Here is a 25403-nt window from a genome sequence, read left to right as displayed (position 1 = left end):
ACGTACGAATGGAGAAATCCGATGAGCCACGAGGCACTCATCACCGGGATCGGCGGCAAGGACCCGAAGATCGATCAGGACGCCTTCACCGCGCCCACCTCCGTGCTCATCGGCGAGGTGACGCTGAACGCGGGCGCGAGCGCCTGGTACGGGGCGGTGCTCCGCGCGGACTGCGGGCCGATCGTCGTCGGCGCCGACAGCAACATCCAGGACAACTGCAGCCTCCACGTCGACCCGGGCTTCCCGATATCCATCGGCGAGCGGGTCTCGGTCGGCCACAACGCCGTCCTGCACGGCTGCACCGTCGAGGACGACTGCCTGATCGGCATGGGCGCGACGGTCCTCAACGGCGCGGTGATCGGCGCCGGTTCGCTGGTCGCGGCGCAGGCCCTCGTACCGCAGGGGATGGTGGTCCCGCCCGGCTCACTCGTCGCAGGTGTGCCCGCCAAGGTGCGGCGCGCGCTCACGGACGAGGAGCGCGCGGGCATCACCCTCAACGGCACGATGTACGTGGAGCTGGCCAAGGCCCACCGGGACGCCCACGCCAAGTGACGTCAGTCGGCGGACGACGTCAGTCGGCGGCCGGGACGGGGACGGGCTCGGCCGCCGCCTTCTGCGCATCGTTTTCGGCCGCTGCCTCGGAGCGCGCCGCCGCCGACTTCTTCGCGCGGCGCTTGACGAGCAGCATGGAGCCGACGCCGATCAGCACGGCGATGGCGAGGCCGAAGTACGAGAACCGCTTGAGCCAGTCCTCGGCGACGACACCGATGTAGTAGATGACGGCGGTGGTGCCGCCCGCCCAGACGATGCCGCCGAGGACGTTGGCGATGAGGAACTTCCAGTACGGCATGCGCAGGACGCCCGCGAGGGGTCCCGCGAAGATCCGGAGCAGGGCGACGAAGCGGCCGAAGAAGACCGCCCACATGCCCCACTTCTGGAACGACTGCTCGGCGCTGCCGACGTTCGCGGCGCTGAAGTGCTTGGGGAACTTCCGTTCGAGCCAGGCAAGGAGCGGCCGGCCGCCCTTGCGTCCGATCGCGTACCCGATGGAGTCGCCGATGATGGCGCCCGCGGTGGCGCAGATCCCCAGGATGACGGGGTTGAGCTCGCCGTGCTGCGAGGAGAGCAGCGCGGCGGAGACGAGGACGATCTCACCCGGCAGCGGGATGCCCAGGCTCTCCAGTCCGATGACCACGCCCACCAGCGCGTAGATACTGACGGCCGGTACGGTCTCCAGCCATTCCTGGACGTGCAAGGCCGGTTCCTCCTGTGCTGGTGTGCGTGTGCCCGGCGTGCGCGTTCCCCCCAAGATCGCGCACGCCGGGCAGCCTACCCGCTCAGCCGGCGTCGGCCGGGCGGGAGCCTTCGCGGTCCCAGAGGTCGCACCGGTGCTCGCGGGCCACGGCGCCGCTCAGCTCGTTCCCGCCCGCGGAGGCGGCCCGCAGCGAGAGCACCTGGCCGGGCTGCGTCCGCTGGTCGGGCGCGGTGGGCTGGCCATCGGCGCGCGGCGCACCACCGTGGATGAAGGAGCCCCAGTACTGGACCATCTGCCGGGCCAGAGCCCGCTGTTCCCTGTTGAGCGGTGACGCGAGCCCGAAGTGCTTGAAGAGGTACTGCACTTCGTTGACGTGGGTCGCCCCGAAGTCGAACGTCCTGCCCGCGTCGCGGATCGAGGCGAAGGGCGGCGAGGTGCGGTCGGTGAACTCGTAGGCGTAGACGGGGCCGCGGCCGGCGAGCGACCTGTCCATGCGCAGCGCCGGGCAGGCGAACATCCGGTCGCCCTGAGTGGCCGCGTACGCGTGCGTCGGCGAGGCGTGCCCGGACACCGGATAGCGCCCCAGGAGCTTGGCGCCCAGCTCCGCGCCGTACGTCCGGGTGAGCGCGCCCGGGTACTGCTCCTCGGTCAGTGGCTTGCCCTGTCCGTCGAACTGCCCGTAGGCGAAGAGTGTGCCCTCGTCGCTGTTAGCGCCGTTCAGGACGGGCACCCGGGAGGCGCTCCCCCTCTCGTACGCCTCTTCGGGCTGGACCGGCAGGAAGTCGCCGCCCATCACCGGCGCCCAGTCGAAGCCGCCCTGCGCCGCGAGGATCTCCTCGGCGGGCTTTCGGCGCAGACAGGCGAGGGCGGCCGCCGGGTCGGGGCAGCCGGCCTTCTTCGCGAACGCCGCACCCTGCGCGAGCGCCTCGTCGCGCTCCCGGGCGGCGCAGTCCCCGTAGGCGCCGCTCTGCACGATGCCCGCGCGGTAGAGGCCCCTGGCGGCGGGCGAGGCGAGCTGGGTGCACACGGAGCGGCCGCCCGCGGACTCGCCCGCGATGGTGACGCGCTGCCGGTCACCGCCGAACCTGCCGATGTTGGCGCGCACCCAGCGCAGCGCTGCCTGCTGGTCGAGCATGCCGTAGTTGCCCGAGACGTGATCGGACGCCTCACTGTCGAGGCCCCTGCCCGCGAGGAAACCCATGGCGCCGAGGCGGTAGTTGACGGTCACGACCACCGTGCCGGTGCGGCGGGCGAAGGTGTCGGGCACGATGTCCTCGCCCGCGCCCGCGGTGAGCCCGCCGCCGTGCAGCCAGACCAGGACGGGACGCTGCTTGTACTGCCCCTTGGGTGCGTGGACGTTGAGGTCGAGGCAGTCCTCCGTGTGGCTGGGGTTCTCATAGCCCGGGTCCCAACTCGCGGTCTGTACGCAGCGGTTGCCGAAGGAGGTCGCACCGCGCACGCCCTGCCAGGATTTGGCGGGACGTGGCTCCTTCCAGCGGAGGTCGCCGACCGGCTGCCGTGCGTACGGGATGCCGAGGAACTGCCGCCCCTCGGCGGTGGACTCGCCGCGCAGCCAGCCCGCGTCCGTACGGACGAGCGTGCTGCCGCCGCCCGTCCGGGTCGCGTCCTTCGGGGCTGCCTGTGCGGCGTGCGGGGCGAGCAGGGCCGCCGCGGCGGCGATGACCGTGAGGGTGGTTCGGGCAGTTCGCTTGCGTCCCGTGCGTCTCATGCGGCGACTCCCTTGAAGACGTCAACCCTGGCGGCCGGAAACTATGACCACTACTGACTCGTGTCAATGACATGAACGGAAGGCGGGCCGAAACGGCTGGATGGAGTCACGAAGTTGGAGTCACGAGGAGCGACGCCCCGCCGGTCGGGACCCCCGTGGCCCGGCCGGCGCGACGCCGCTGTGTTCAAAGAACGTACGGAAGCGAACGCCCGTACGCGACTCAGTTATTGGGGCGCAGTGTCCAGACGACGGTCATCTCGCCGGTCACGGCGCCGTCCTCGCGCTGGATCGCGATCGCCACCGGGAACTCAGGCCGCTGCCCCGCGTCCAGCTCGGCGACGACCTCGGCGGCCGGGCGGCCGAGGGTCGCGGTGGCGGTCACCGGCCCCATGGCGAGCTTCTTGTACGCGATGTCGGCGCGGACGGCGAGGGGCACGGCCCGCGAGAGCTGCTCGCCGAACGCGGCGAGCACGATCGCGCCGCTCGCCGACTCCCCCAGCGTGAACATGGCTCCGGCGTGCGGTCCGCCGACGTGGTTGTGGTAGTCCCCCTGGTCGGGCAGGGCGACCACGGCCTTCTCGGGCGTGGTCTCGCGGAACTCGAGGTTCAGGGTCCGGGCCATCGGCACGGTGGCGGCGAGCATCTCGCCTATCGACATCTGGTCAGCGCTCATGGGCGGGATGTTACCCACCGGTAGCGTTCTTTGGCCAGGAGCCTGCTCCGCGTAGATCGCCGTCACCTATCGTTGCTGCGCATGTGGCCAGGAGAGCAGCAGCCCGGGGGCGGGCCGAACCAGCAGCCGAATCCGTACCAGCAGCCGGGATATCAGCAACCAGGACCCTGGAACGCGCCCGCCGTTCCCGGCGGCGCACCTCAGGGACCGCAGGGCGGCGGCGGCAGCAGAACCAAGGTCATCGCCCTCGTCGCCGCGGCTGCGGTCGTGGTGGCCGCCGGTGTGACGGGCTTCCTGGTCCTGGGCGGCGACAAGGACGACGACGCGAAGCCCGGCCCGACGCGGTCGTCCGCCTCTCCCGGGTCGACCGGATCCGAAGGCACCGACGACCGCGGTGTCGGCCGCGGGCCGAAACCGACGATCGCGGGCTGGAAGACGGTCGTGAACGCCGAGCGCGGCATCGCCTTCGACGCACCCCCGGAGTGGGAGCTCACGTCGCGCGACTGGGTGGAAGCCGTCGGGGAGGCTGACGACGAGGACAGCATCCTGATCGGGATGGTGGCGCCTGCCGTGTTCAAGAAGCAGTGGTGCGCGAGCGATCCCGACCGGGACGGCATCAAGGACTACACGCCGCTCGCGGAGGCCGGCAGCAAGGGCAACCGCGGCGCGAAGAGCACCGAGGAGATCGCCAAGGAGAACTCCGCGACCTGGGTGTACGGCCTGTACAGCCAGCCCGACCGGAAGAGCATCAAGACCAGCGCCGTGGAGTCGTACACCACCGAGTCCGGCATCCGGGGCAGCGTGGCGACGTCCTCGGTCTCCGGCGTCGAGAAGACGGACAAGTGCCGGACGGACGGCAAGGCGACCACCTTCGGATTCAAGGACTCCCGGGGGAAGTTCGTCTCGTGGTCGTTCTTCGGAGCCAAGGCCGTGAGCGGGGAGGTTCCGGACGCGACCGTGAAGAAGATGCTCAGCACGGTGCGTGAATACGACAACGGGTCCGAATCCTGATCAACCCGCCCCATCAGGGGCCCTGCCACCAAGGGTTGCCGCGCCGCCCCGGTTTCATGACCCCGTATCGTTTCCCGCCATGTGGCCAGGACAGCAGCCGCCCGGGGGCGAGCAGAACCCGCAGGACCAGAATCCCAACCCGTACCAGCAGCCGGGGTACCAGCAGCCGAACCCGTATCAGCAGCCGGGATACCAGCAGCAGCCGCACTCGGGGGCCTTCTCGCAGCCGGAGCAGCCGCAGTGGGCCGCGCCCACGCCGCCGCCCATGCCGCCCCAGCCGGGCGGCGGTCGGGGCGGGGACGGAAACAAGACGAAGATCACCGCGATCGTCGCGGCGCTCGCCGTCCTGGTGGCCGCCGGCGTCACCGGCTTCCTCGTGCTCGGCGGCGACAAGGACGACGAGGCGGACGCGAAGCCGGACAAGTCCCCCGCCAACTCCGCCTCCAGGAAGCCGGACCCGGCGACCGGTGGCGGCGAGGACGAGCGCGGCACGGACAACGGCCAAAAGCCGGTGGTCAAGGGCTGGCAGGTCGTGGTGAACCCCAAGTGGGGCACGGCCTTCGACGTCCCGGCCGACTGGGAGGTGCAGACCCCCGACACGCTCATCGCCTTCGAGGACGGAAGCAAGGGCGCCGAGGCGAAGCCGCTCATCACCATGTCGGCGCCCGCGTACTACAAGTCCAAGTGGTGTTCCGTCGACGACGACAAGGACGGCACGAAGGACGACACCGCCCTCGGCGCCGTCGGCACCAAGGGCGCGAACGGCGCGAAGAGCACCGACGAGGTCGCGGTCAACCAGGTGCCGTGGTGGGTCTTCGGCGGGTACACGCAGCCGGACAAGAAGAGCCTCACCTTCGACAAGAAGGCCAAGCCGTACACCACCCAGTCGGGGATCAAGGGCAGCATCGCGCGGGCCTCTTCCACGCATACGCCCCGGAAGGGCAAGTGCGCCTCGGACGGCAAGGCGATCACCTTCGGCTTCAAGAACTCCGAGGGTGAGTACGTCGCCTGGAGTCTCTACGGCGCCAAGGGCGTCAAGGACGAGATCCCGGAGGCGACGGTGATGAAGATCCTGAACACGGTCCGGCTGGCCGGGGATCCCACGGAATCCTGAGCCGTTTCGTACCCCGCGGGGGCTTATGGCCCGATGTGCTGTCCCCACCGCGGGGGCAGCGATGACATCAGGCCACAAGCCCCTCTATGGTTACTGCCCATGTGGCCAGGACAGCAGCCGCCCGGGGGCGAGCAGAACCCGCAGGACCAGAATCCCAACCCGTACCAGCAGCCGGGGTACCAGCAGCCGAACCCGTATCAGCAGCCGGGATACCAGCAGCAGCCGCACTCGGGGGCCTTCTCGCAGCCGGAGCAGCCGCAGTGGGCCGCGCCCACGCCGCCGCCCATGCCGCCCCAGCCGGGCGGCGGTCGGGGCGGGGACGGAAACAAGACGAAGATCACCGCGATCGTCGCGGCGCTCGCCGTCCTGGTGGCCGCCGGCGTCACCGGCTTCCTCGTGCTCGGCGGCGACAAGGACGACGAGGCGGACGCGAAGCCGGACAAGAAGTCTCCCGCCAAGTCCGCGTCCTCGAAGCCGAGCCCGACCGACGACGGCGGCAGCGAGCGCGGCCCCGACGCGGGCCTGAAGCCGACGGTCGAGGGCTGGAATGTCGTGGTGAACCCCAAGTGGGGCACCGCCTTCGACGTCCCCCCGGACTGGGCGGTCCAGTCGGCGGACACCTTCATCGCCTTCGAGGACGCCGAGAAGGGTGACGGCAGCCAGCTCATCACCATGTCGGCGCCTGCGATCCTCAAGGAGAAGTGGTGCTCGTACGACGATGACAAGGACGGCCAGGAGGAGGACACCTCACTCGCGGCCGTGGGCACCAAGGGCCAGAACGGCGCCAAGAACACCAAGGACGTAGCCCGCAACGACTCGGCGTGGTGGGTCTTCGGCGGCTACACGGGCCAGAAGAAGGCCGACAAGAAGAAGATCAAGGTCGGCAAGGTGGAGTCGTTCACCACCACGTCGGGCATCAAGGGCAGCGTCGCCACCTCCACGACGTCCGGCGTCGTCAAGGAAGACAAGTGCGACTCGGACGGCAAGGCCACGACCTTCGCCTTCAAGAACGCCGACGGCGAGTTCGTGGCGTGGACCCTGTACGGCGCCAAGGGTGTCAAGGACGAGGTCAGCGATGCCCTGGTGAAGAAGATCCTCAACACCGTGCGGCTGCACGAGGACTCGTCGGGGTCCTGATCGGCTCGGCCCGAAGCAGGCCGGAACTCTGCGACGCGGGCCAACAGACTCGCCTCCGCCCTGCGCGGAGGCGTTTGCATGAAAAGTACAGAACCAACGGAGGATTGATGAAAAATCGGGTCGTGACCGGACTCGTGGCAACACTCGTTCTCGGCGTCGCCGCACCCATGGCGGGCGCGAGCACGGCGTCGGCCGACGGCTTCCGGTGCAATCCGCTCCAGCAGCGGATGCAGACCGTCGACGGCACACCACTCAGGAACGGCTTCAGCGAGGGAGCCACTCTGCGAGGGTTCCTCAACAAGGGCTCGAAGGTCGTCACCTCGCAGAAGTGCACCAACAGCAAGGGCAACGTCTGGTACAAGGTCGACCACGTCGGAAGTTCGAAGTCCGGCTGGGCGTATTCGGGCCACCTTCGCCGGTACTGACGGAGGGGCCCTCGGGCGGGCGAGGCGCGAGGCACCTGAATTCGTTTTGTCATGAGGTGGCTCCAGCGACGATAGTGCGGAAGTGCGTGACTCCACCTCCTCCACTCGCCCCGCCTGGGCCGGCCGCAACTACAGCCTGCTGACCGCCGCCGCGATCGTGACCAACCTGGGCAGCCACGGCGCCCTGATCGCGGCGGCGTTCGCCGTGCTCGACTCGGGCGGTGACGGCGGGGACGTGGGACTGGTGGCGGCGGCCCGCACGCTGCCGCTCGTGTTGTTCCTGCTCATAGGCGGTGCCGTCGCCGACCGACTGCCGCGCCACCACGTGATGGTCGCGGCCAACGCCCTCAACTGCCTTTCGCAGGCGGTCTTCGCGGTGCTCGTCATCTCGGGCACGCCCCCGCTGTGGTCGATGATGCTGCTCACCGCGCTCGGCGGCACCGGCCAGGCGTTCTTCGGGCCGGCCGCCGAAGGCATGCTGATGTCGTCCGTCAGTGGCGAGCAGGCGAGCCGCGCCTTCGCGCTGTACCGCATGGCGATGCAGGGCGCGGGGCTCGGCGGCGCGGCGCTCGGCGGCCTGATGGTCGCCGCGGTCGGGCCCGGCTGGGTGCTCGCGGTGGACGCGGCGGCGTTCGCGGTGGCCGCGGCGCTGCGCTCGTTCCTCGACGTGAGTCACATACCGGTGCGCGAACCCGGCGGCGGGCTGCTCTCCGATCTGCGGGAGGGCTGGCGGGAGTTCACCGGCCGGCCGTGGCTGTGGGCGATCGTCGCGCAGTTCTCCGTGGTGGTGGCGGTGGTCGGCGCGGCCGAGGCGGTCTTCGGGCCGCTGGTCGCCCGGGACGAGCTCGGTGGCGCGGGGCCCTGGGGCCTGGCACTCGGGGCGTTCGGCGCGGGCACGGTCGGTGGCGCGTTCTTGATGATGCGGTGGAAGCCGCGGCGCCTGCTGCTCGCGGGCACCCTCTGCGTCTTCCCGCTGGCCGCGCCGTCGGCGGCGCTCGCGGTGCCGTTGCCGGTGTGGGGGCTCGCGGTGGTGATGTTCGTCAGCGGCGTCGCGATCGAGGTGTTCGGCGTCTCCTGGATGACGGTGATGCATCAGGAGATCCCCGAGGAGAAACTGTCGCGCGTCTCCGCGTACGACTGGTTCGGCTCGATCGCGATGGTCCCGCTCGCTACGGCGCTCGCCGGCCCGGCGGAGCTCGCCTTCGGGCGTTCGGCGTCGCTGTGGGGCTGCGCGGCACTGGTGGTCGTGGTGACGGCGCTGGTGCTTTTCGTGCCGGACGTACGCAATCTGACGCGGCGCGTGGCGTCGAAGGAGATCGCGAAGGTGCCCGCACCCACAGCCGGCCCGGCGGTCGACCCCACGGTTGCCTCAGCCGATGCTGAAGGCCCCCTCGGGCGGCTCGGGTGACGCGACGGCGTCCTCGTCCCGCACCGGCCTCGCAGCACCGATGAACCGGCGCAACGCGGCGCCGTGTTCGACACGCGCCGGGAAGACATCGGCCGCTGTCCGGCGGGTCAGCGCGTCGAGGTCGATGGGCTCGTGCGCGGCGACGAGCACCGCGTTGCCGAAGCGGCGGCCGCGCAGCACGTTCGGCTCGGCGATCAGCGCGACCTCCTCGAACACGTCGGCGAAGGTGGCGAGTTGGGAGCGCAGGAAGGCGAACGGCGCCCCGTCGGCGAGGTTCGCCGCGTAGAGGCCGCCCGCGCGCAGCACCCGGTCCGCGGCGCGCGCGTAGGCCACCGACGTGAGATGGGCGGGCACCCTCGAGCCGCCGAACACATCGGCGATGAGTACGTCGGTGCTGTCCGGAGCCGTCTCCTCCAGCCATTGCCTAGCGTCCGCACCGTGCACCGTGATCCCGGATTCCGGCGGCAACGGCAGCCGCTCGGTGACCAGTTCGAGCAGGCCCCGGTCCGCCTCCACCACGTCCTGCCGCGAGCCCGGCCTGGTCGCGGCGACGTAGCGGGGCAGGGTGAGCGCGCCGCCGCCGAGGTGGATCACGTCCAGCGGGCGTTCGGGGTTGTCGGCGGTGTCGAGGACGTGCGCGAGCCGCTGCGCGTACTCGAACTCGAGATACGTGGGCACGTCCAGATCGACGTACGACTGAGGGGCCCCGTCGACCGTGAGCAGCCAGGCGCGGGGCCGGTCCACGTCCGGCATCAGCTTGGCGGTGCCATGGTCCACGTCCTTGATGACGGGTATGGCCTCGTCCGCGCGTTCATCCGCGCCTTCGTCCGCGCTTTCGTCCTCAGTCACCGCTCCATTGTGCCCGCCTCCCTCAAGGGTGGGTCCCCGAGGAAGGCGGGCACCGGCGTCAGCCGACCTCGGTCACCGTGCCCGCGCCGACGGTGCGCCCGCCCTCGCGGATCGCGAAGCCGAGGCCCGTCTCCAGGGGCATGTCGCGGCCGAGCTCGACCGTCAGGGTGACGGTGTCGCCGGGCCTGGCGACGGCGGCTTCGCCGAGGTCGACGTCGCCGACCACGTCCGCGGTGCGGAGGTAGAACTGCGGCCGGTAGCCGGTCGCGATCGGCGTCGACCGTCCGCCCTCCTTGGTCGACAGGACGTACACCTGCGCCGTGAAACGGCGACTGGGACTGACACTCCCCGGCTCCGCCACGACCTGCCCGCGGCGCACGGCGTCGCGTGGCACGCCGCGCAGGAGCAGCGCCACGTTGTCGCCCGCCTGCGCGGACTCCATGGGCTTGCCGAAGGTCTCGAGCCCGGTGACGACGGTCTCCGTCCCGGCGCCGAGCACCTCCACCCGGTCACCGATCCGCACCGTGCCGCGCTCGACTGCTCCGGTGACGACCGTTCCGCGCCCGGTGATGGTGAGCACGTTCTCCACCGGCAGCAGAAACGGCGCGTCGACATACCGCTCGGGCATGGGCACATAGGTGTCCACCGCGTCGAGCAGCGCCTCGATGGCGGCGGCCCACCGCGGGTCGCCCTCCAGCGCCTTCAGCCCTGAGACCCGTACGACCGGGACGGAGTCGCCCCCGTACCCGTGCGCGGAGAGCAGCTCGCGCACCTCCAGCTCGACGAGGTCGGTGAGCTCCTCGTCACCGGCGTCCGCCTTGTTGAGCGCGACGACGATGTGGTCGACGCCGACCTGGCGGGCGAGCAGGACGTGCTCGGCGGTCTGCGGCATGATCCCGTCGAGCGCGGAGACGACGAGGATCGCCCCGTCCAGCTGCGCGGCGCCGGTGACCATGTTCTTGACGTAGTCGGCGTGGCCCGGCATGTCCACGTGCGCGTAGTGCCGGGTGTCTGTCTCGTACTCGACGTGCGCGATGTTGATGGTGATGCCGCGCTGCGCCTCCTCGGGGGCGCGGTCGATGCGGTCGAAGGGCACGAACGTGCCGGTGCCGCGCTCGCTGAGGACCTTGGTGATGGCGGCCGTCAGGGTCGTCTTGCCGTGGTCGACGTGGCCCATCGTGCCGATGTTGAGGTGCGGTTTGGTGCGGACGTAAGCCGTCTTGGACATGGCGGTTCCTTCTCCGGAACTCGAAGCTGAGGACCCCGGTGGCCGAACCGACCCTCCCCCTGTGGGGTCCGCCGGAGTGTCCGGGGAGGGTCAGCGTCGGGCGCCGTCGACAGGAAGTGCGGCGTGGAGGAGGACGGCAGCCTTCGCAGCGACCGCGACCGCGGTCAAAGCTGCGAGGAAGGCGTACCGGAACATGTCGCAGATCATTGCCGACGGGCGGGGGTACGTCGAATGCTTTTCACCTGGCACCGCGCGAAGTCCGCTGCGGTCAGCGGTTCTTGCCGAGGGCTCACCGCTCAGAGGTTCTTCAGCGCCTCGCGCACCGAGAGCGGCGCGAGCCGCCCGCGCTCCCGCTCGACGAACTCGCGTACGGCCACCGGATCGGTCTTGGCGTACTCCCGCAGACACCAGCCGATGGCCTTGCGGATGAAGAAGTCGGGGTGCCCGGCCTGCCGCAGGCAGTAGCCGAAGAGGCGTTCGGTGTCGGTGGTGTCCTTGTACCGGAGCTGGTGGAGGAGGGCGGTGCGGGCCACCCACAGGTCCTCGTCCTCGATCCAGGCGTCCATCTCGGCCGAGAGCTTCGGGTCGGCGGCGACCAGGCCGCCCACGACGTGCGCGGCGAGCGCGTCGACCGTGTCCCACCAGGACGCCGTCGCCACGAGCTGGCGGGCGACCGGCAGGAAGCCCGATGAGAGGCGCTTCACGTGGCGGCGCAGGAAGTCCACGGCGAAGTACGCGTACTCGCGCTCCGGCAGCCGCCAGCAGCGCAGCGCGATCGCCGCGCAGTCCGACTCGTCGGGACGCGGGAGCCCGGCGAGGACCGTGCGGGACAGTTCGCGGCGCAGGGGCGTGGGCAGTCCGAGGAAGGGCGCGATGTTCCTCATGTACGCCTGTGCCTGCGCGGCCCGCGTGGGATCGGCAGCCGCCGCGTACGTCGCGGTGAGCCGCTGCATGACGGTGTCGGCCAGGTCGCTGTGAGGGACTGTCACGCTCATGGGACGCACCCCGGAACTGAAATCCGTGAAGCCGGAACTGAGACGCCGGAACTGTGACGCCCGTGAGACGCACCATACGGCGATCACACACATTTGTCGGTTAGTCTCCCCGGATGTTCGACTCTGCCGCCGCCCGCCCGCAGGGACTCGCCGAGCGCTGCACCAGGGTGCTGTTCTCGCCGTGGTCGCGGCTGTCCCTGCTGGTGGCTCTGCTCGCCGCCGCCGGGACGTGCGTGCTGCTCTTCGAGCCGCAGCGGCTTCTTTCCAACGGGTGGCCCGCGCAGCTCGGCGGCGCCGCCGCGGTGGTGGTCTTCGCCGTCGCGTACGGCCTGTGCACCACCGCGTTCGTGCCGCGTCCGCTGCTCAATCTGGCGGCAGGAGCCCTGTTCGGATCGCAGGCGGGCCTCACCGCGGCGCTCGCGGGCACGGTCCTCGGCTCCGGGATCGCCTTCGGGCTCGGCAGGATGCTGGGGCAGGACGCGCTGCGCCCGCTGCTCCGTGGCCGCTGGCTGAAGGCTGCCGACGGGCAGCTGAGCAGACACGGCTTCCGGTCGATGCTGGCGGCACGGCTCTTTCCCGGGGTGCCCTTCGCGGCGGCCAACTACTGCGCGGCGGTCTCCCGCATGGGATGGCTGCCGTTCCTGCTCGCCACCGGCCTGGGGTCGATCCCGAACACCGCCGCGTACGTCGTCGCGGGCGCCCGCGCGTCGACTCCGACATCCCCCGTTTTCCTCATCGCGATGGGCTTCATCGCGGTGACGGGTCTCGCGGGTGCGGTGGTGGCGTGGCTCAAGCGCCACCACCTGCGCGATCGGTAGATCCCCCGGCAGCGGAACGCCACGGCGGCGTAGCCGAGTCCCACGCCCCGGACAGTGGCCCTCCCACGGTCCCGTAACCAAGTGACGCTACGCTGCCCCCGGCAAGGGAGTGATCACCCCTCGCTCTCAAACCTCCCGTATCTCCCATCACATGACCGCACCCGCAGCCCATGATCCGTACTTGGACGGCGCAGTTTCCATGTCTTGGCTTGAATCCTTCATCCTCGGGCTCGTCCAGGGACTGACCGAGTTCCTCCCGATCTCGTCCAGCGCGCATCTGCGGCTGACTGCGGCGTTCGCGGGCTGGCACGATCCGGGAGCCGCGTTCACCGCGATCACCCAGATCGGCACCGAGGCCGCCGTGCTGATCTACTTCCGCAAGGACATCGCGCGGATCATCTCCGCGTGGTTCGGCTCCCTCTTCGGCAAGGTGCCGCGCTCGGACCACGACGCGCAGATGGGCTGGCTCGTCATCGTCGGCTCGATCCCGATCGGCGTGCTCGGCGTCACGTTCAAGGACCAGATCGAGGGCCCGTTCCGCGATCTGCGGCTCATCGCCACGACCCTGATCGTGATGGGCATCGTCCTCGGCATCGCCGACCGCCTCGCGGCCCGCGACGAGACAGGCGCCAAGCACCGTGCCGTCAAGGAGCGCAAGAGCCTCAAGGAGCTGGGCGTCCGCGACGGCCTGATCTTCGGCATCTGCCAGGCGATGGCCCTGATCCCGGGCGTCTCCCGCTCCGGCGCCACCATCAGCGGCGGCCTGCTCATGGGCTACACCCGCGAGGCCGCGGCCCGCTACTCGTTCCTGCTCGCCATCCCGGCCGTCCTCGCCTCCGGCGCGTTCGAGCTCAAGGACGCGGGCGAGGGCGGGCATGTGTCCTGGGGTCCGACGATCTTCGCGACGATCATCGCCTTCATCGTCGGATACGCGGTCATCGCGTGGTTCATGAAGTTCATCACGACCAAGAGCTTCATGCCGTTCGTGTACTACCGGATCCTGCTCGGCATCGTCCTCTTCGCCCTGGTGGGAGCGGGTGCGCTCAGTCCGCACGCGGGCGAGTCGGCGGGCTGAGGAGCTGAAAGGCCCCGCCGCTGACGTGAGCGGCGGGGCCGTGGTGCGAGTGGATCAGTTGGTCTTGCACTTGTTGCCGGTTGCGGGGTTGAGCAGCCCGATGACGTCGACGGTGTTGCCGCAGAGGTTGAGGCCGAGGTCGATGGGGACCTGCACGGCGTTGCCGCTGAGGACGCCGGGAGACTTCGCCACATGTGCGGCGGCGTCCGGGCCGGGGTCGGCTACGGCGGCGCCGGCTCCCCCGAGGACGGCGGTAGCGGTGAGGGCAGTCGCGGCGAGGATCGATCGCATGCGCATGGGGGTACCTCCTGGTGAGGAAACGGATCGTGCGGCTGTGAGGCCTCACCGGTCCGGGACGCAGATAAAACGATCATGGCCCGTCTGCAGGAACGGATTCCTCCGTCCGAGGGGGTATCGGGGCAGCGACTCCGGGCGTCTGCCGGATCGCGCTCGGCATCGTCCTCTTCGCCCCCCGACCGGGGGGCGTTGTGACCAATGGCATGCCTAAAGACCCTCTTCAGGAGGGTTTGGCCGCCCTACGGTGAAGGGATGTCGCCCCTCGCCCGCATCAGCGCCTCGTACGCCCCGCGCTTCGCCGAGTTCGCCTTCGAACCCGGTTTCACGGCTGCCGTGGACCAGCACGTCGCGGAGCTGCGGGATCGGCTCGAGATGGGCGGGGCCGGGCTCGTACCGCCGACGCCGGACGCGGAGCTCCTCTCGGACTACGCCCTGGGGTTCCTCGACGCGCTGTCCGAGAACGGGTGGCGGGAGCCGGTGGGACACGACTACGCGGTGTGCCGCCTCACCGCCATCTCCTGGCTGGTGAGGCGGCACGACCTGGTGCCGGAGTCCTCCGGGTCCTGACCGGCGAACCGGCAAGGACCCGGCCCGTGAACCGGTGAGGACCCGGCCCGGTCACATGTCGTCGCGCATGTCACCACGCATGTGACTGCCCGTGTCACCGCGCATGTCACCGCGCATGTCGCTGCGCTCGCGCTCCCCCACGGGCTGGTTGGTCATCGCGTCCTGCCGACCGGCCTGGTACGCGCTGACGCTGCCGCGGGCCTTGGCCGTCTCCTGCTCCGCCGTGTTCAGCCAGCGCTCCCAGCGCTGCCGCATCGGGCCGATGAGGCCACCGCCCACGCCGACGATCAGGATTCCCGCACCGGCCGCGAGCGCCGCGTACAGGACGGGCTGGGTGACCGTCGTGGCGATGCCCGCCTGACCGAGGGCCGCGATCACGCCGAGGGCGACGATGCAGGCCCAGACGATCGTGCCGATGGTCTTGCCGTACGACATCGAGGACAGGGCACTGGTGACGATGTCGCGTACGACGTTGGCCACCGCCATGGCGACGACCATCAGGACGATGGCGACGACGGCGCGCGGGATCCAGGCGACGATGCCGTCGAGCATGTTGGAGACCGGGTTGCTTCCGAAGACGCCGAAGGCGATCTGCAGGGTGACCAGGAGCAGGGCGAAGTACACGACCTTGCAGACGATCCCCGTCGTGTCGTGCTTGGAGTTCGCGAACATCCGGGAAGCGCCCGCACGTTCGGCGAGTTTCTCGGAGCCGACCTTGCGCAGAACCCGGTCGAGGACCTTGGCGATCATCTTCGACACGAACCAGCCGATGGCCAGGACGACCAGGAAGCCGATCAGCTTCGGCACGAATTGCGCGACCTTCGACCAGGCGTCGTTGAGGCCCTGGGTGAAGTCCACGGAGAGACTGATGTGCTGGGACATGAGTGGTCCTCCACTCGGTGGGCCCCGGCCGCCACTACAGCGTCAGGGCGATGAATCCCCCACGGCGCGCGGCTTCCGGCGCGTCCCTTCTCCCCTGGATATCAGGGGCCACGGCCGGGCACTGCGCGGTGATGCGCCGTACGGGTGACAGGGGGTGACGTGCCGCGCCACTGTGCATCCGCTCACGTGGGGGATCTGTCCAGTAGCTGAGAGTTCCGATTGTCGTAGCTATCCCCTAGGCTTGACGCATGCCCTTAACCCCTCAGCCCCGTGGTTCCGTGCGCTCTGCCGCGGAATTGAACGAGCGAATCCGCGGCCTGTGGATGCGTGCCGGAGGACGCCTCTCGGCCGAACAGCGCCGTGAGTACGAACAGTTGGTGACGGAGTGGGCCGCCGCCGTACGTGAAGAGGTCATCGAGGCGGCCTAGGCGGTGAACTCCCCTGTGCGCGCGAGGGTTTCCGCCGTATGGGTGTAGATGTGACCTGCCATCCCCAGGGCCCGCGCCGCCGTGACATTGCCGGGGGTGGCGTCGATGAACAAGGCCCGCGCGGGCTCGACGGCGAGCAGCCGCAGTGCGATCTCGTAGATCCGCCGGTCCGGTTTGGCGCATCCGGCCTCGCAGGACAGGACGAGGTGGTCGGCGATGTCCACCAGGCCACCGGCCGGCATCCGCTCGCGCAGGCCGGGCCAGGTGTTGCTGACCCTGGGGTCGGGACGCCCCGCCTCCGCAGGCCGCGCAGGCACGCCACGAGCTCCTCGTCCCAGCTCTCCCTGGCCACCAGCTCCCGGCGCGGCTCGGCGATCACGTCCGGTCCCGTGCGGAGCCGCCCCCTCGTACAGGGCGGCCATGAAGGCGGCGGCCGGGATACCCAGTCGCCTGCCCCAGGCGTCCGCGACGGCGGGCAGGTACTCGCGGACGAGCACACCGCCGACGTCGATCAGTACACCGCGGGTGTGCGCGGGCTCACCTTTCGGGTCAGCCCTTGCCCTGACGCGCCTTCCTCGCGATGCGGCGCTTCTGGCGCCCCGTCAGTTCCCTGCGGTTGCCCTGCCGTTTGTACGCGTCGTCGCGCTGCTCGTTCTTCACCGGGCCTCCCAGCTCGGAGTGTTCATGCTTGCACGAACGGTCAACCGCCGGGAACCGTACGGCCGTTGACACAAACCCGCCCCTCGACGACCGCACGATACGCGCCGGGTTCCCGCGCCCTTTCCGGCACGTTCCTGCACACCTCTTGGCTGGGAACCCCCTGTGCCCAACACTGACCCGATGACGCAGCGCGTGGAACTCGCCACCGTGATGGACCGGTTGGCCATCGACTCCCTCATCACCGAGTACGCAGTGACCGTGGACGACGGCGACTGGGACGCCTACCAGCAGCTCTTCACCCCGGACGGACGTGCCGACTACAGCTCGGCGGGCGGCATCGACGCGAGCGCCGCCGAGGTTGCCGGGTGGCTGGCCGGCACGATGGAGCTCTTCCCGATGCGCCAGCATCTGATCGTCAACAGGAGGCTGCGGTTCGGGACACTCGACCAGGACATCGGCGACATCGCGCAGGTCCTGGCCGACTACGTGAATCCGATGCGCTTCTCCTCCCCCGGGGGCGAGAGCGCGGGCGAGGGTGATCGTGGGAGCGGCGATGGAGGTGGGGGCGGCGCGGAGTCCTCGGCCCCGGACTTCATCTGCGGCGGCCGCTACGCCTTCACGGTTCTGCGCACGCACCAGGGCTGGCGGCTGCGTCAGGTGACCGTGCAGGAGAAGTGGCGTCAGATGCAGGAGCGCTCCCGGACCCGTACGCCCGGCTGAGAAGACGCACCGCAGGCGCACTGTCCTAGATCGTCCGCGGCGCGCACACTGGAGGCACGACGGGCGTCGGGGACCGAGGGAGGCGCTGCATGGATCCGCTCAGCGACGACCGGGGCCGGCGGTGGCCACGCCTTTCGGCTGCTTCGGCGTCGGGGCCGCTCGCATCGCCCCGATGGCGCGGCGCCCTCGCCGTCCTCGCCGGCGCGCTGCCGGCCCTCGCCTTCCCCGCGCCGTCGCTGTGGTGGTTCGCCTACGTCGCGCTCGTGCCCTGGATCCTGCTGGCACGCTCGGCGGAGAGCGGGCGCAGGGCGGCGCTCGACGGATGGCTCGGCGGCCTCGGCTTCATGGTGGCGGTGCATCACTGGCTGCTGCCGAGCCTCCATGTGTTCACCCTCGTCATCGCCGCGCTGCTCGGCCTGTTGTGGGCGCCGTGGGGCTGGCTGGTGCGGCGCCTCTTGGGCGGGGCGCTCTCACCGGGGCGGACCGCGGCCGCGCTGGTGGTCCTGCCGTCCGGCTGGCTGATGGTCGAACTGGTCAGGTCCTGGGAGGGCCTCGGTGGCCCGTGGGGGCTGCTCGGCTCCAGCCAGTGGCAGGTCGAGCCCGCCCTGCGCCTGATGTCGGTGGGCGGGGTGTGGCTGGTCAGCGCCCTGATCGTCACCCTGAACACCGCTGTCGCAGCGCTCGTCGCGGCACGGGCCCCGCGCCCGACCCGTACGGCACGTACGGCCGCTGCCAGGGCCGTCCCCGCCACCGCCGGGCTCGTGGCGGTGGCCGCGGCGACCACATCCGCCTGGGCGTGGGCGCCGCTCCCCGAGCCGGCGGGCCGGATGCGCGTGGCCGTCGTCCAGCCGGGTGTCATAGACGGGATCGGCGGCGCCGACAGGCGGCTCGCGCGCGAGGAGGAACTGACCCGCGGCCTGGCGGGGCGGGACCTGGATCTCGTCGTCTGGGGCGAGAGCAGCGTCGGCTACGACCTCGCGGAGCGCCCGGACGTCGCCCGGCGGATAGCCGCGCTGTCCCGGGAGGTCGGCGCGGACATCCTGGTGAACGTGGACGCCCGCCGCTCCGACAAGACGGGCATCTTCAAGAGCTCCGTCCTCGTGGGACCCGAGGGCCCGACCGGCGACCGCTACGACAAGATGCGGCTCGTCCCCTTCGGCGAGTACGTCCCCGCCCGCTCGCTCCTCGGCTGGGCCACGTCCGTGGGCAAGGCGGCGGGCGAGGACCGCAGGCGCGGTGAGCGTCCGGTGGTGATGAAGGTGGGGGACGGCCTGAAGGTCGGGCCGCTGGTGTGCTTCGAATCGGCTTTCCCCGACATGAGCCGTCATCTGACGCGTGAGGGCGCCCAGTTGCTGCTCGCGCAGTCGTCCACCTCGACGTTCCAGTCCAGTTGGGCGCCCGAGCAGCACGCCTCGCTCGCGGCGGTGCGGGCCGCCGAGACAGGCCGCCCCATGGTGCACGCCACGCTCACCGGCGTCTCCGCGGTGTACGGCGCGAAGGGCGAGCGGGTCGGTGCGCCGCTCGGCACCTCGGCGAGCGCCACGGCGACGTACGACATCCCGCTGGCCAAGGGCGTCACGCCGTACGTCAGGCTGGGCGACTGGCCCGTGCACGCCGCACTCGGTGTGCTGGCACTGCTGTGCGCGGCCGAGGGGGCCCGTTCCTTGCGGGGGTCGGCGAGGGGACGGCTCAGGCAGCCTGCTCCTGAGCCGCACGAACCACACGCTCGCACAGCTCATGGGTCGCCAGCGCGTCCCGGGCACTGAGCACCTTGCCCGCGCGCACGGCGTCGAGGAACGCGAGCACCACCTGCTCGATGCCGCGCTGCCGGGCCACCGACACCCAGTCACCGCGCCGCCGCACGCTGGGCTGGCCCTTGTGGTCGATGACCTCGGCGAGGTTGAGCACCTGCCGCTTGGTGTCCTGCCCCGACACCTCGAGGATCTCCTCGGTGGAACCGCTCAGCCGGTTCATCACGCCGAGCGCGGTGAAGCCGTCCCCCGCCAGCTGCAGCACGACATGCTCCATGAGCCCGTCCTGGATGCGGGCGCGTACGCCGACGTGGTCGATCGGCCCCGGCGCGAGGAAGCGCAAGGTGTCGACGACGTGGATGAAGTCGTCGAGGACGAGTGTTCGCACGTCCTCGGGTAGACCGACGCGGTTCTTCTGCATCAGGATCAGCTCGCGCGGGTGCTCGACACACTGGGCGTAGCCGGGCGCGAAGCGGCGGTTGAAGCCGACGGCGAGGCTGACCGAGCGCTCCTCGGCCAGGCGCACGAGCCGCTCGGAGTCGGCGAGTTCGTACGCGAGGGGCTTGTCCACGTAGGTGGCCACGCCCGCTTCGAGCAGCCGCGTCACGATCTCCGGGTGGGCGGCGGTCGAGGCGTGCACGAAGGCGGCGTCGATGCCCTGGGCGAGAAGCGCGTCAAGGTCGGTGTGGCAGCGCTCTTCAGGGATGTGGTGGACGCCGGCGACGCGGGCGAGGGTCGCGGGAGTGCGCGTCTGCAGGTGCAGCTCGACCCCCGGCAGGGTGGTGAGCACGGGCAGATACGCCTTCTGCGCGATGTCACCAAGTCCGATACATCCGACCTTCACCACTGTGCTGATTCTCCTCTACCGCTGAACGAGTTCCGCCTCCGCAGCATACTGCCGGGCAAACCGGCGGGTGGGCGGGGAAAGATCTGCCGCGAAGCGGCAGGGCAGAGCAGAGTCAGCCCGCAGACAAACACCACCCGCCGGGCTCCCCAACACCCCCGCTCCCCCCGCCGGCCAGAGGCGCCCTCACCCATGCGGGCCAACTTCCCCCCGTTCCCTCGCCGAAAGCACCCCCCACCCCTCAGAGTTGCGCGAATGCACAGAACCACGGCCACCACCGCCACGCTCCTGGCCTCCGTGGCGGTCACCGCCCTCTCCGGCTGTGTGAGCGTCGAGCGGCAGCCCACGCCAGGATCATCCGCCGCGAGCGCCCCGCCCCCGGCGCCCCGCGCCGACGGCGACTCCCGCCCGCGGGTCGTGGAAGCCCCCGCCCGCGAGGCACTGGAGCTCATCGGACCACCTCGCGACCCAGCGCCGCGCGCCACCGGCACCGCCCCGACCGTCCCTGCGGCGAAGCGCCCCGCAGTGCTCCCCCCGCAGCGCTCGGACCCGCCCCCGCGCCGCCAGGGCCACCGGCCCGAGGCCGCCGAACCGCCCGCTCCGCCCTCCGACCTGCCCACGAACGCGGACCTCTGCGCCCTCGGCAAGCAGTACGGCGGCTGGCAGCCGGGCAGCCCCGAGGCAGTCATCTGCCAAAACGCCTACGGGCATTGACCCCACCGCGCACAGCCGCCCCCGCCGGCGGAGCCCTCACCCCGCCTCACCCCCACCTCACTCCACCTCGCTCCCCTCCCCCAGCTGCAACTCCAGCCTCTCGATGGCCGCCCGAATCCCGTCGCCGTACCCGTCGTCCCCCAGCGCCCCGACCGCCCCACGCGCCCGCCGGATGTGATTGCGCGCCGCCTCGGGGCGCCCCAGCTTCGCGTAGTCCGCGGCGAGGTTCAGGTGCAGGGAGGGGTAGAAGCCGCGGACCGCGATCGCGTCGTGGTGTTCGTGCAGGCGCTCGTCCGTGAGCTCGTCCGCGGCTGACAACGCCCGCAGATCCCACGCCAGTTCGTCGGAGGGGTCCTCCTGCGTGTCCGCCATGTAGTGCGCGAGCGTGCAGCGGTGCAGCGGGTCGCCCTCCTCGCCGATCTCCGCCCACAGACCGAGGAAGCGGCCCTGCGCCTCCTCGCGGTCGCCCCCGTGGTGCAGCATGACCGCCTGCCCGATCCGGGTCATCATGGCGTCTTCCGCCGCCTGCTCCTGCTGCTCCGCCACCGGGTCCTCCACACTCGTACGCCCATCGTCAAGACCGCTCTCGACGCTATCCGCCCCCACGGACAATCACGGTCAGGCGCGATCCAGTGTCGATCAGCTGACCTCAGCCCAGGTCGGGAATGCGCCAGTCGATCGGCGCATGGCCCTGCGCCGCCACCGCCGCGTCGATCTGGGTGAAGGGGTGCGAGCCGAAGAACCTCTTGGCGGAGAGCGGCGAGGGGTGCGCGCCCTTCACGACCACGTGCCGCTCCTCGTCGATGAGCGGGAGCTTCTTCTGGGCGTAATTGCCCCACAGGACGAAGACAGCGGGATCGGGGCGGGCGGCCACCGCGCGGATCACCGCGTCGGTGAACTTCTCCCAGCCCTTGGCCTTGTGGGAGTTGGCTTCTCCGGCGCGGACCGTGAGCACCGCGTTCAGGAGCAGGACGCCCTGCTGGGCCCACGGCATCAGATAGCCGTTGTCCGGCACGGGGTGGCCGAGCTCCTCCCGCATCTCCTTGTAGATGTTCCGCAGCGAGGGCGGGGTCCTCACGCCGGGCCGCACGGAGAAGCAGAGGCCGTGCCCCTGCCCCTCGCCGTGGTACGGATCCTGGCCGAGGACCAGGACCTTGACCTGGTCGTACGGGGTCGCGTCGAGCGCGGCGAACACTTCGTCCCGCGGAGGGTAGACGGGACCCTTCTCCCGCTCTTCCTCGACGAAATCGGTGAGCTCCTTGAAGTAGGGCTTCTGCAGCTCCTCGCCGAGGACTCCGCGCCAGGACGCGGGCAGCATGGCGATGTCGGTCACGTCAACAACCTCCGGTGTGCGGTCACTTCTCACCACAGAACCTATCGGCGGCCACTGACAATCGCCCCGCTGCCCGCGGCCTACGCCGCCCGCGACGTCCCGAGACCGACTACCAGCTGGTCTTGCGCTGCAACTCCCACATCATCATGATCGCCGAGGGGTCCAGGGCGCGCTCGCCGCCCGCGATCTCCTCGCTCGCCATGATGTACTGCTTGCCCTGCCACAGCGGCAGCAGCCGCGCGTCGTCGACGAGCAGCTTCTGGGCCCGCTCGAAGTCGTCGGCCACCGCGCCCCGGTCGGCCTCACGGCGCGAGCGCGGCAGCACCTCGTCGGTGATCTCCTTCGAGGGGTAGGGCGTGTTGAGCACGTTCTTCGTACCGACGAACGGCGCGATGAAGTTCTCCGCGTCGGGGAAGTCGGGGAACCAGCCACGGCCGAAGACCGGGTACTCGCGCTTCTTGGTGCCCGCGTCGAACTCGGTCCAGGGACGGCTCTTCAGCGTGATCTTGAACAGGCCCGACTGCTCGAGCTGCCGCTTGATCTCCTTGAACTCCCCCGCGGTCGCCGAACCGTAGCGGTCGGTCGTGTACCAGAGCGTGAGCGGCACGGGTTCGTTGATGCCCGCGCTCTTGAGGATGTTCGCGGCCTTGCTGTCGCTGGGGTCTCCGTAGTCGTCGAAGAAGCCCGTGCCGTGCCCGGTGAGCCCCTGGGGGACCATCGAGTACAGCGGTTCGACGGTGTCCTGGTAGATCTTGTGGGCGATGGCCGGGCGGTCGATGACCTGGGCGAAGGCCTGACGGACCGGCTTCTTCCTGGCCCAGGGGTCATCGGGGTTGAACACCAGGTAGCGGATCTCGGTGCCCGAGCCCTCCACGAGCTGGATTCCCTCACGGGCGTGCTTGTTGGCCTGCATCCCGACGATGTCCTCCGCCGCGAGACCACGGAAGGTGACGTCGATCTGCTTGTTCTTCAGGGCCTCGACCATGGTGGCCGACTTCTTGAAGTAGCGGATCGTTACGGCGTCGTTCTTGCGGTCGGCCGCACCCTCGTAGTGGGGGTTCTTGACCAGTTCCGCCCGCTCACCGGCCTTGTACGACTCCAGGGCGTACGGTCCGGAGCCCGCGATCGAGGTGCCATCGCGGAGCTTGGACGCCGGGTACTCGCTGGGGTCGACGATCGACATGGCGGGCGTGGAGAGCACGAACGGGAAGGTGGCGTCCGGCTTCTTGAGCCGGAACGTGACCGTCCTGTCGCCCTTCGTCTCGACCGAGTCGAGCGACCCGAGCAGACCCGCGGGCCCGCCGTCCACGTCGATGCGCCGCATGCGGTCGAAGGTGTGTTTGACCGCCTTCGCGTCGAGCGCGTGGCCGTCGGAGAACTTGAGGTCCTCGCGCAGCTCGCAGGAGAAGACCATGTTCGTCGCGTCGGTGAACTTGCAGGACTCGGCCGCGTCCGGCTCGGGCTCGGCCGCCCCGCTGGGGAAGCTCAGGAGCGTCTGGAAGACGTTGCGGTACAGCTCCCAGGAGCTGTCCCAGGCGGCGGCCGGATCGAGGGTGCTGGGGGCACTCATCGTGCCGACGGTGATCTTCTGCTCCTCGTCGGACTCGTCCGAAGAGAAGATTCCGCATCCCGAGAGCAGGGATATCGTCACCAGCGCAGCGGCCGGCCGCAGGCCCCGGCGGGGCAGACCGGCCAGGCCACGCAGACCCGCCGCCGCCACCAGGCGAACTTCACTGAACACGCGCACGCTCCTCGATCGGCCATGCCATGGGTCGGGAGACAATATCGCAATGCCCCGCCGGGCCAACTCGCGGCGCCGACGGGGCACTTGATGCGCGTGTACGTCCCTTTTGCAGGGCGTACCTGGCGATTCCTCGGCCTTCGTCAGCTGACGCCCGCATTGAGGAAGATGCCGCCATCGACCACGAGTGTCTGGCCGGTGATCCAGTCGGACTGGCTCGACGTGAGGAACGCGGCGGCGCCCCCGATGTCCTCGGGCACGCCGAGCCGCCCCAGGGGGTACGCGGCGGCTGCCTCCGCCTCACGGCCCTCGTACAGCGCCTGGGCGAACTTGGTCTTGACCACGGCGGGCGCGATGGAGTTGACCCGCACCTTGGGCGCGAACTCGTGCGCGAGCTGCAGGGTGAGGTTGACCATGGCGGCCTTGCTCATGCCGTACGCGCCGATGAACGGCGAGGGGGCGACGCCCGCGACGGAGGCGATGTTCACGATCGCGCCGCCGTTCTCGCTCTGCCAGGCCTTCCAGGTCTGTTGGGCGAAGCCGAGCGCCGAGATCACGTTGGTCTCGTAGACCTTGCGCGCCACGTTGAGGTCGAGCTCCGCGATCGGCCCGAACACCGGGTTCGTACCGGCGTTGTTGATCAAGAAGTCGACCCGGCCGAAGGCCTCCATGGCGCGCTCGACGGCGACCGCCTGGTGGGCCTCGTCGTGTGCCTTGCCCGCGACGCCGATGACGCGGTCGGCGCCGAGCTTCTCGACGGCCTCCTTGAGCGCGTCCTCGTTGCGTCCGGTGATGCACACACGGTCACCCCGGGCGACGAGCGCCTCCGCGATGCCGTAGCCGATTCCACGGCTGGCGCCCGTGATGAGCGCGGCCTTTCCGCTGTCCTGCACAGTCATCTCCGCATCCCTCCGGAACAGAACTAGTTGAGCGGGCCGCCGGCCACGTACATGACCTGGCCCGAGACGAAGCCCGCGGCGTCGCCCGTGAAGAAGGCGATGGCGTTGGCGATGTCCTCGGGGCGGCCGACGCGCTGCACCGGGATCTGGGTGGCGGCAGCGGCCTGGAAGTCCTCGAAGCCCATGCCGACGCGGTCGGCGGTGGACTTGGTCATCTCGGTGACGATGAAGCCCGGGGCCACGGAGTTGGCGGTGACGCCGAACTTGCCGAGCTCCTTGGCCAGTGTCTTGGTGAAGCCCTGCAGTCCCGCCTTGGCCGCGGCGTAGTTCACCTGGCCGCGGTTGCCGAGCGCGGAGGACGAGGAGAGGTTCACGATCCGGCCGAACTTGGCGTCCACCATGTGCTTCTGGATCGCGCGGGACATCAGGAACGCACCGCGCAGGTGCACGTTCATGACCGTGTCCCAGTCGCTCGCGCTCATCTTGAAGAGGAGGTTGTCGCGGAGCACACCGGCGTTGTTCACGAGGATCGTGGGTGCGCCGAGCTCATCGGCGATGCGGGCGATGGCCGCCTCGACCTGAGCCTCGTCGGACACGTCGCAGCCGACGGCGATCGCCTTGCCACCGGCAGCGGTGATCTGCGTGACGGTGTCCTTGCAGGCGGCCTCGTCGAGGTCGATCACCGCGACGGCGCGGCCTTCGGCGGCCAGGCGCACGGCGGTCGCCGCGCCGATGCCTCGCGCTGCTCCGGTCACGACCGCGACGCGCTGCTCAGTGGTGGACATGCTGGTTCTCCTCGCCCTTGGGATGCGGCTCTACGGTACGCCCCGATGGTGAGCGACCGCTTAGT

28 protein-coding genes are annotated in these 25403 nt (G+C 70.3%); 13 read left to right on the top strand and 15 right to left on the bottom strand.

Annotated features, from left to right (window positions below; translation table 11 throughout):
* The first annotated feature begins 21 nt into the window (after positions 1-21).
* Positions 22-552, top strand: coding sequence for a gamma carbonic anhydrase family protein (locus ACZ5WE_RS29025; protein WP_467693329.1), 531 nt, complete (start codon positions 22-24; stop codon positions 550-552).
* 19 nt (positions 553-571) lie between these two features.
* Here the strand turns inward: ACZ5WE_RS29025 and ACZ5WE_RS29020 are convergent, their stop codons facing one another.
* From ACZ5WE_RS29020 to ACZ5WE_RS29010, 3 genes are all read right to left on the bottom strand, one after another.
* On the bottom strand, positions 572-1255 hold the full coding sequence (locus tag ACZ5WE_RS29020; protein ID WP_399387375.1) for a DedA family protein: 684 nt from the start codon (positions 1253-1255) through the stop codon (positions 572-574).
* An 82-nt stretch (positions 1256-1337) separates the two neighbouring features.
* A complete protein-coding gene (locus tag ACZ5WE_RS29015; protein WP_467693326.1) occupies positions 1338-2984 on the bottom strand; it encodes a carboxylesterase/lipase family protein in 1647 nt (548 codons plus the stop codon).
* Between the two features lie 220 nt (positions 2985-3204).
* Positions 3205-3642: a DUF4442 domain-containing protein gene (locus tag ACZ5WE_RS29010; protein WP_467693605.1), complete on the bottom strand. Its 438-nt coding sequence runs from the start codon at positions 3640-3642 to the stop codon at positions 3205-3207.
* 96 nt (positions 3643-3738) lie between these two features.
* Here ACZ5WE_RS29010 and ACZ5WE_RS29005 point away from each other — a divergent pair, with 96 nt between their 5' ends.
* The 5 genes from ACZ5WE_RS29005 (at position 3739) to ACZ5WE_RS28985 (ending at position 8752) form a co-directional block, all read left to right on the top strand.
* Complete coding sequence (locus ACZ5WE_RS29005) at positions 3739-4668, top strand: DUF8017 domain-containing protein (protein ID WP_467693325.1); 930 nt, start codon at positions 3739-3741, stop codon at positions 4666-4668.
* A gap of 79 nt (positions 4669-4747) precedes the next feature.
* A complete protein-coding gene (locus tag ACZ5WE_RS29000) occupies positions 4748-5782 on the top strand; it encodes a DUF8017 domain-containing protein (protein WP_467693323.1) in 1035 nt (344 codons plus the stop codon).
* Positions 5783-5881: 99 nt separating this feature from the next.
* Positions 5882-6919, top strand: a complete 1038-nt coding sequence (locus ACZ5WE_RS28995; RefSeq protein WP_467693321.1) for a DUF8017 domain-containing protein — start codon at positions 5882-5884, stop codon at positions 6917-6919.
* Positions 6920-7041: 122 nt separating this feature from the next.
* Positions 7042-7344, top strand: a complete 303-nt coding sequence (locus ACZ5WE_RS28990) for a hypothetical protein (RefSeq protein ID WP_467693320.1) — start codon at positions 7042-7044, stop codon at positions 7342-7344.
* Between the two features lie 82 nt (positions 7345-7426).
* Positions 7427-8752 (top strand): MFS transporter, encoded by a 1326-nt coding sequence (locus ACZ5WE_RS28985; RefSeq protein ID WP_467693318.1) that lies wholly within the window; start codon positions 7427-7429, stop codon positions 8750-8752.
* Here the strand turns inward: ACZ5WE_RS28985 and ACZ5WE_RS28980 are convergent.
* From ACZ5WE_RS28980 to ACZ5WE_RS28970, 3 genes are all read right to left on the bottom strand, one after another.
* Positions 8714-9505 carry a spermidine synthase gene (locus ACZ5WE_RS28980; protein ID WP_467693603.1) on the bottom strand — a complete coding sequence of 264 codons (792 nt, stop codon included), beginning with the start codon at positions 9503-9505 and terminating at the stop codon, positions 8714-8716. The genes ACZ5WE_RS28985 and ACZ5WE_RS28980 overlap by 39 nt on opposite strands.
* Positions 9506-9659: 154 nt before the next feature.
* The gene (gene tuf, locus ACZ5WE_RS28975) at positions 9660-10829 is read right to left on the bottom strand and encodes an elongation factor Tu (RefSeq protein ID WP_467693316.1); all 1170 of its coding nucleotides are present in this window, start codon (positions 10827-10829) and stop codon (positions 9660-9662) included.
* Positions 10830-11125: 296 nt separating this feature from the next.
* On the bottom strand, positions 11126-11824 hold the full coding sequence (locus ACZ5WE_RS28970; protein WP_467693315.1) for a DNA alkylation repair protein: 699 nt from the start codon (positions 11822-11824) through the stop codon (positions 11126-11128).
* A gap of 113 nt (positions 11825-11937) precedes the next feature.
* Between ACZ5WE_RS28970 and ACZ5WE_RS28965 the strand changes: the two genes are divergently transcribed.
* Together ACZ5WE_RS28965 and ACZ5WE_RS28960 are read left to right on the top strand one after the other, a co-directional pair.
* A complete protein-coding gene (locus tag ACZ5WE_RS28965; RefSeq protein WP_467693313.1) occupies positions 11938-12642 on the top strand; it encodes a TVP38/TMEM64 family protein in 705 nt (234 codons plus the stop codon).
* A 199-nt stretch (positions 12643-12841) separates the two neighbouring features.
* Positions 12842-13717 carry an undecaprenyl-diphosphate phosphatase gene (locus ACZ5WE_RS28960; protein ID WP_344522200.1) on the top strand — a complete coding sequence of 292 codons (876 nt, stop codon included), beginning with the start codon at positions 12842-12844 and terminating at the stop codon, positions 13715-13717.
* Positions 13718-13771: 54 nt separating this feature from the next.
* On the opposite strand, the gene ACZ5WE_RS28955 is transcribed toward ACZ5WE_RS28960, so the two are convergent.
* A complete protein-coding gene (locus ACZ5WE_RS28955) occupies positions 13772-14014 on the bottom strand; it encodes a chaplin (RefSeq protein ID WP_467693311.1) in 243 nt (80 codons plus the stop codon).
* 252 nt (positions 14015-14266) lie between these two features.
* On the opposite strand from ACZ5WE_RS28955, the gene ACZ5WE_RS28950 reads away from it, so the two are divergent.
* Entirely contained in the window at positions 14267-14581 is a 315-nt protein-coding gene (locus ACZ5WE_RS28950) for a DUF6401 family natural product biosynthesis protein (RefSeq protein ID WP_467693309.1), read from the top strand.
* Between the two features lie 51 nt (positions 14582-14632).
* Here the strand turns inward: ACZ5WE_RS28950 and ACZ5WE_RS28945 are convergent, their stop codons facing one another.
* Positions 14633-15463, bottom strand: coding sequence for a mechanosensitive ion channel family protein (locus ACZ5WE_RS28945; RefSeq protein ID WP_467693308.1), 831 nt, complete (start codon positions 15461-15463; stop codon positions 14633-14635).
* A 248-nt stretch (positions 15464-15711) separates the two neighbouring features.
* Between ACZ5WE_RS28945 and ACZ5WE_RS28940 the strand changes: the two genes are divergently transcribed.
* A complete protein-coding gene (locus ACZ5WE_RS28940; protein WP_467693306.1) occupies positions 15712-15891 on the top strand; it encodes a hypothetical protein in 180 nt (59 codons plus the stop codon).
* Here ACZ5WE_RS28940 and ACZ5WE_RS28935 read toward each other — a convergent pair.
* Positions 15888-16208: an HAD-IA family hydrolase gene (locus ACZ5WE_RS28935; protein ID WP_467693304.1), complete on the bottom strand. Its 321-nt coding sequence runs from the start codon at positions 16206-16208 to the stop codon at positions 15888-15890. The genes ACZ5WE_RS28940 and ACZ5WE_RS28935 overlap by 4 nt on opposite strands.
* Positions 16209-16731: 523 nt before the next feature.
* Between ACZ5WE_RS28935 and ACZ5WE_RS28930 the strand changes: the two genes are divergently transcribed.
* Positions 16732-17271 carry a nuclear transport factor 2 family protein gene (locus ACZ5WE_RS28930; protein ID WP_467693302.1) on the top strand — a complete coding sequence of 180 codons (540 nt, stop codon included), beginning with the start codon at positions 16732-16734 and terminating at the stop codon, positions 17269-17271.
* A gap of 89 nt (positions 17272-17360) precedes the next feature.
* The gene (gene lnt, locus ACZ5WE_RS28925) at positions 17361-19037 is read left to right on the top strand and encodes an apolipoprotein N-acyltransferase (protein ID WP_467693300.1); all 1677 of its coding nucleotides are present in this window, start codon (positions 17361-17363) and stop codon (positions 19035-19037) included.
* Here the strand turns inward: lnt and ACZ5WE_RS28920 are convergent.
* Positions 18961-19866 (bottom strand): Gfo/Idh/MocA family protein, encoded by a 906-nt coding sequence (locus tag ACZ5WE_RS28920; protein ID WP_467693601.1) that lies wholly within the window; start codon positions 19864-19866, stop codon positions 18961-18963. The two genes, lnt and ACZ5WE_RS28920, sit on opposite strands and share 77 nt — an antisense overlap.
* Positions 19867-20121: 255 nt before the next feature.
* On the opposite strand from ACZ5WE_RS28920, the gene ACZ5WE_RS28915 reads away from it, so the two are divergent.
* Positions 20122-20580, top strand: a complete 459-nt coding sequence (locus tag ACZ5WE_RS28915) for a hypothetical protein (RefSeq protein WP_467693298.1) — start codon at positions 20122-20124, stop codon at positions 20578-20580.
* A 57-nt stretch (positions 20581-20637) separates the two neighbouring features.
* On the opposite strand, the gene ACZ5WE_RS28910 is transcribed toward ACZ5WE_RS28915, so the two are convergent.
* The 5 genes from ACZ5WE_RS28910 to fabG all read right to left on the bottom strand — a co-directional run bounded on the left by ACZ5WE_RS28910 (position 20638) and on the right by fabG (position 25338).
* The gene (locus ACZ5WE_RS28910) at positions 20638-21126 is read right to left on the bottom strand and encodes a hypothetical protein (RefSeq protein WP_467693600.1); all 489 of its coding nucleotides are present in this window, start codon (positions 21124-21126) and stop codon (positions 20638-20640) included.
* Between the two features lie 103 nt (positions 21127-21229).
* Complete coding sequence (gene ung, locus ACZ5WE_RS28905; RefSeq protein ID WP_467693296.1) at positions 21230-21913, bottom strand: uracil-DNA glycosylase; 684 nt, start codon at positions 21911-21913, stop codon at positions 21230-21232.
* A gap of 109 nt (positions 21914-22022) precedes the next feature.
* Positions 22023-23633 (bottom strand): ABC transporter substrate-binding protein, encoded by a 1611-nt coding sequence (locus tag ACZ5WE_RS28900; RefSeq protein ID WP_467693598.1) that lies wholly within the window; start codon positions 23631-23633, stop codon positions 22023-22025.
* A 164-nt stretch (positions 23634-23797) separates the two neighbouring features.
* Positions 23798-24553 carry an SDR family oxidoreductase gene (locus tag ACZ5WE_RS28895; RefSeq protein ID WP_467693294.1) on the bottom strand — a complete coding sequence of 252 codons (756 nt, stop codon included), beginning with the start codon at positions 24551-24553 and terminating at the stop codon, positions 23798-23800.
* 23 nt (positions 24554-24576) lie between these two features.
* A complete protein-coding gene (fabG, locus tag ACZ5WE_RS28890; RefSeq protein WP_453734218.1) occupies positions 24577-25338 on the bottom strand; it encodes a 3-oxoacyl-ACP reductase FabG in 762 nt (253 codons plus the stop codon).
* Positions 25339-25403 lie beyond the last annotated feature (65 nt).

The sequence above is a fragment of the Streptomyces sp. NPDC033180 genome (assembly GCF_055577645.1).
Note: the sequence above shows the minus strand (reverse complement) of the source record. Positions and strands in the feature narration are given on the sequence as shown.

What these genes read in the sequence shown, in the direction of transcription:
- ACZ5WE_RS29010 (WP_467693605.1), bottom strand. Translation starts at nt 3,642, where the DNA reads ATGTCGATAGGCGAGATGCTCGCCGCCACCGTGCCGATGGCCCGGACC.
- ACZ5WE_RS29005 (WP_467693325.1), top strand. Translation starts at nt 3,739, where the DNA reads ATGTGGCCAGGAGAGCAGCAGCCCGGGGGCGGGCCGAACCAGCAGCCG.
- ACZ5WE_RS28895 (WP_467693294.1), bottom strand. Translation starts at nt 24,553, where the DNA reads ATGACTGTGCAGGACAGCGGAAAGGCCGCGCTCATCACGGGCGCCAGC.
- ACZ5WE_RS29000 (WP_467693323.1), top strand. Translation starts at nt 4,748, where the DNA reads ATGTGGCCAGGACAGCAGCCGCCCGGGGGCGAGCAGAACCCGCAGGAC.
- ACZ5WE_RS28940 (WP_467693306.1), top strand. Translation starts at nt 15,712, where the DNA reads ATGCCCTTAACCCCTCAGCCCCGTGGTTCCGTGCGCTCTGCCGCGGAA.
- ACZ5WE_RS28995 (WP_467693321.1), top strand. Translation starts at nt 5,882, where the DNA reads ATGTGGCCAGGACAGCAGCCGCCCGGGGGCGAGCAGAACCCGCAGGAC.
- ACZ5WE_RS28930 (WP_467693302.1), top strand. Translation starts at nt 16,732, where the DNA reads ATGACGCAGCGCGTGGAACTCGCCACCGTGATGGACCGGTTGGCCATC.
- ACZ5WE_RS28915 (WP_467693298.1), top strand. Translation starts at nt 20,122, where the DNA reads ATGCACAGAACCACGGCCACCACCGCCACGCTCCTGGCCTCCGTGGCG.
- ACZ5WE_RS28950 (WP_467693309.1), top strand. Translation starts at nt 14,267, where the DNA reads ATGTCGCCCCTCGCCCGCATCAGCGCCTCGTACGCCCCGCGCTTCGCC.
- ACZ5WE_RS28960 (WP_344522200.1), top strand. Translation starts at nt 12,842, where the DNA reads ATGTCTTGGCTTGAATCCTTCATCCTCGGGCTCGTCCAGGGACTGACC.
- ACZ5WE_RS29015 (WP_467693326.1), bottom strand. Translation starts at nt 2,984, where the DNA reads ATGAGACGCACGGGACGCAAGCGAACTGCCCGAACCACCCTCACGGTC.
- ACZ5WE_RS28980 (WP_467693603.1), bottom strand. Translation starts at nt 9,505, where the DNA reads ATGCCGGACGTGGACCGGCCCCGCGCCTGGCTGCTCACGGTCGACGGG.
- tuf (WP_467693316.1), bottom strand. Translation starts at nt 10,829, where the DNA reads ATGTCCAAGACGGCTTACGTCCGCACCAAACCGCACCTCAACATCGGC.
- ACZ5WE_RS29025 (WP_467693329.1), top strand. Translation starts at nt 22, where the DNA reads ATGAGCCACGAGGCACTCATCACCGGGATCGGCGGCAAGGACCCGAAG.
- lnt (WP_467693300.1), top strand. Translation starts at nt 17,361, where the DNA reads ATGGATCCGCTCAGCGACGACCGGGGCCGGCGGTGGCCACGCCTTTCG.
- ACZ5WE_RS28945 (WP_467693308.1), bottom strand. Translation starts at nt 15,463, where the DNA reads ATGTCCCAGCACATCAGTCTCTCCGTGGACTTCACCCAGGGCCTCAAC.
- ACZ5WE_RS28955 (WP_467693311.1), bottom strand. Translation starts at nt 14,014, where the DNA reads ATGCGCATGCGATCGATCCTCGCCGCGACTGCCCTCACCGCTACCGCC.
- ACZ5WE_RS28965 (WP_467693313.1), top strand. Translation starts at nt 11,938, where the DNA reads ATGTTCGACTCTGCCGCCGCCCGCCCGCAGGGACTCGCCGAGCGCTGC.
- fabG (WP_453734218.1), bottom strand. Translation starts at nt 25,338, where the DNA reads ATGTCCACCACTGAGCAGCGCGTCGCGGTCGTGACCGGAGCAGCGCGA.
- ACZ5WE_RS28970 (WP_467693315.1), bottom strand. Translation starts at nt 11,824, where the DNA reads ATGAGCGTGACAGTCCCTCACAGCGACCTGGCCGACACCGTCATGCAG.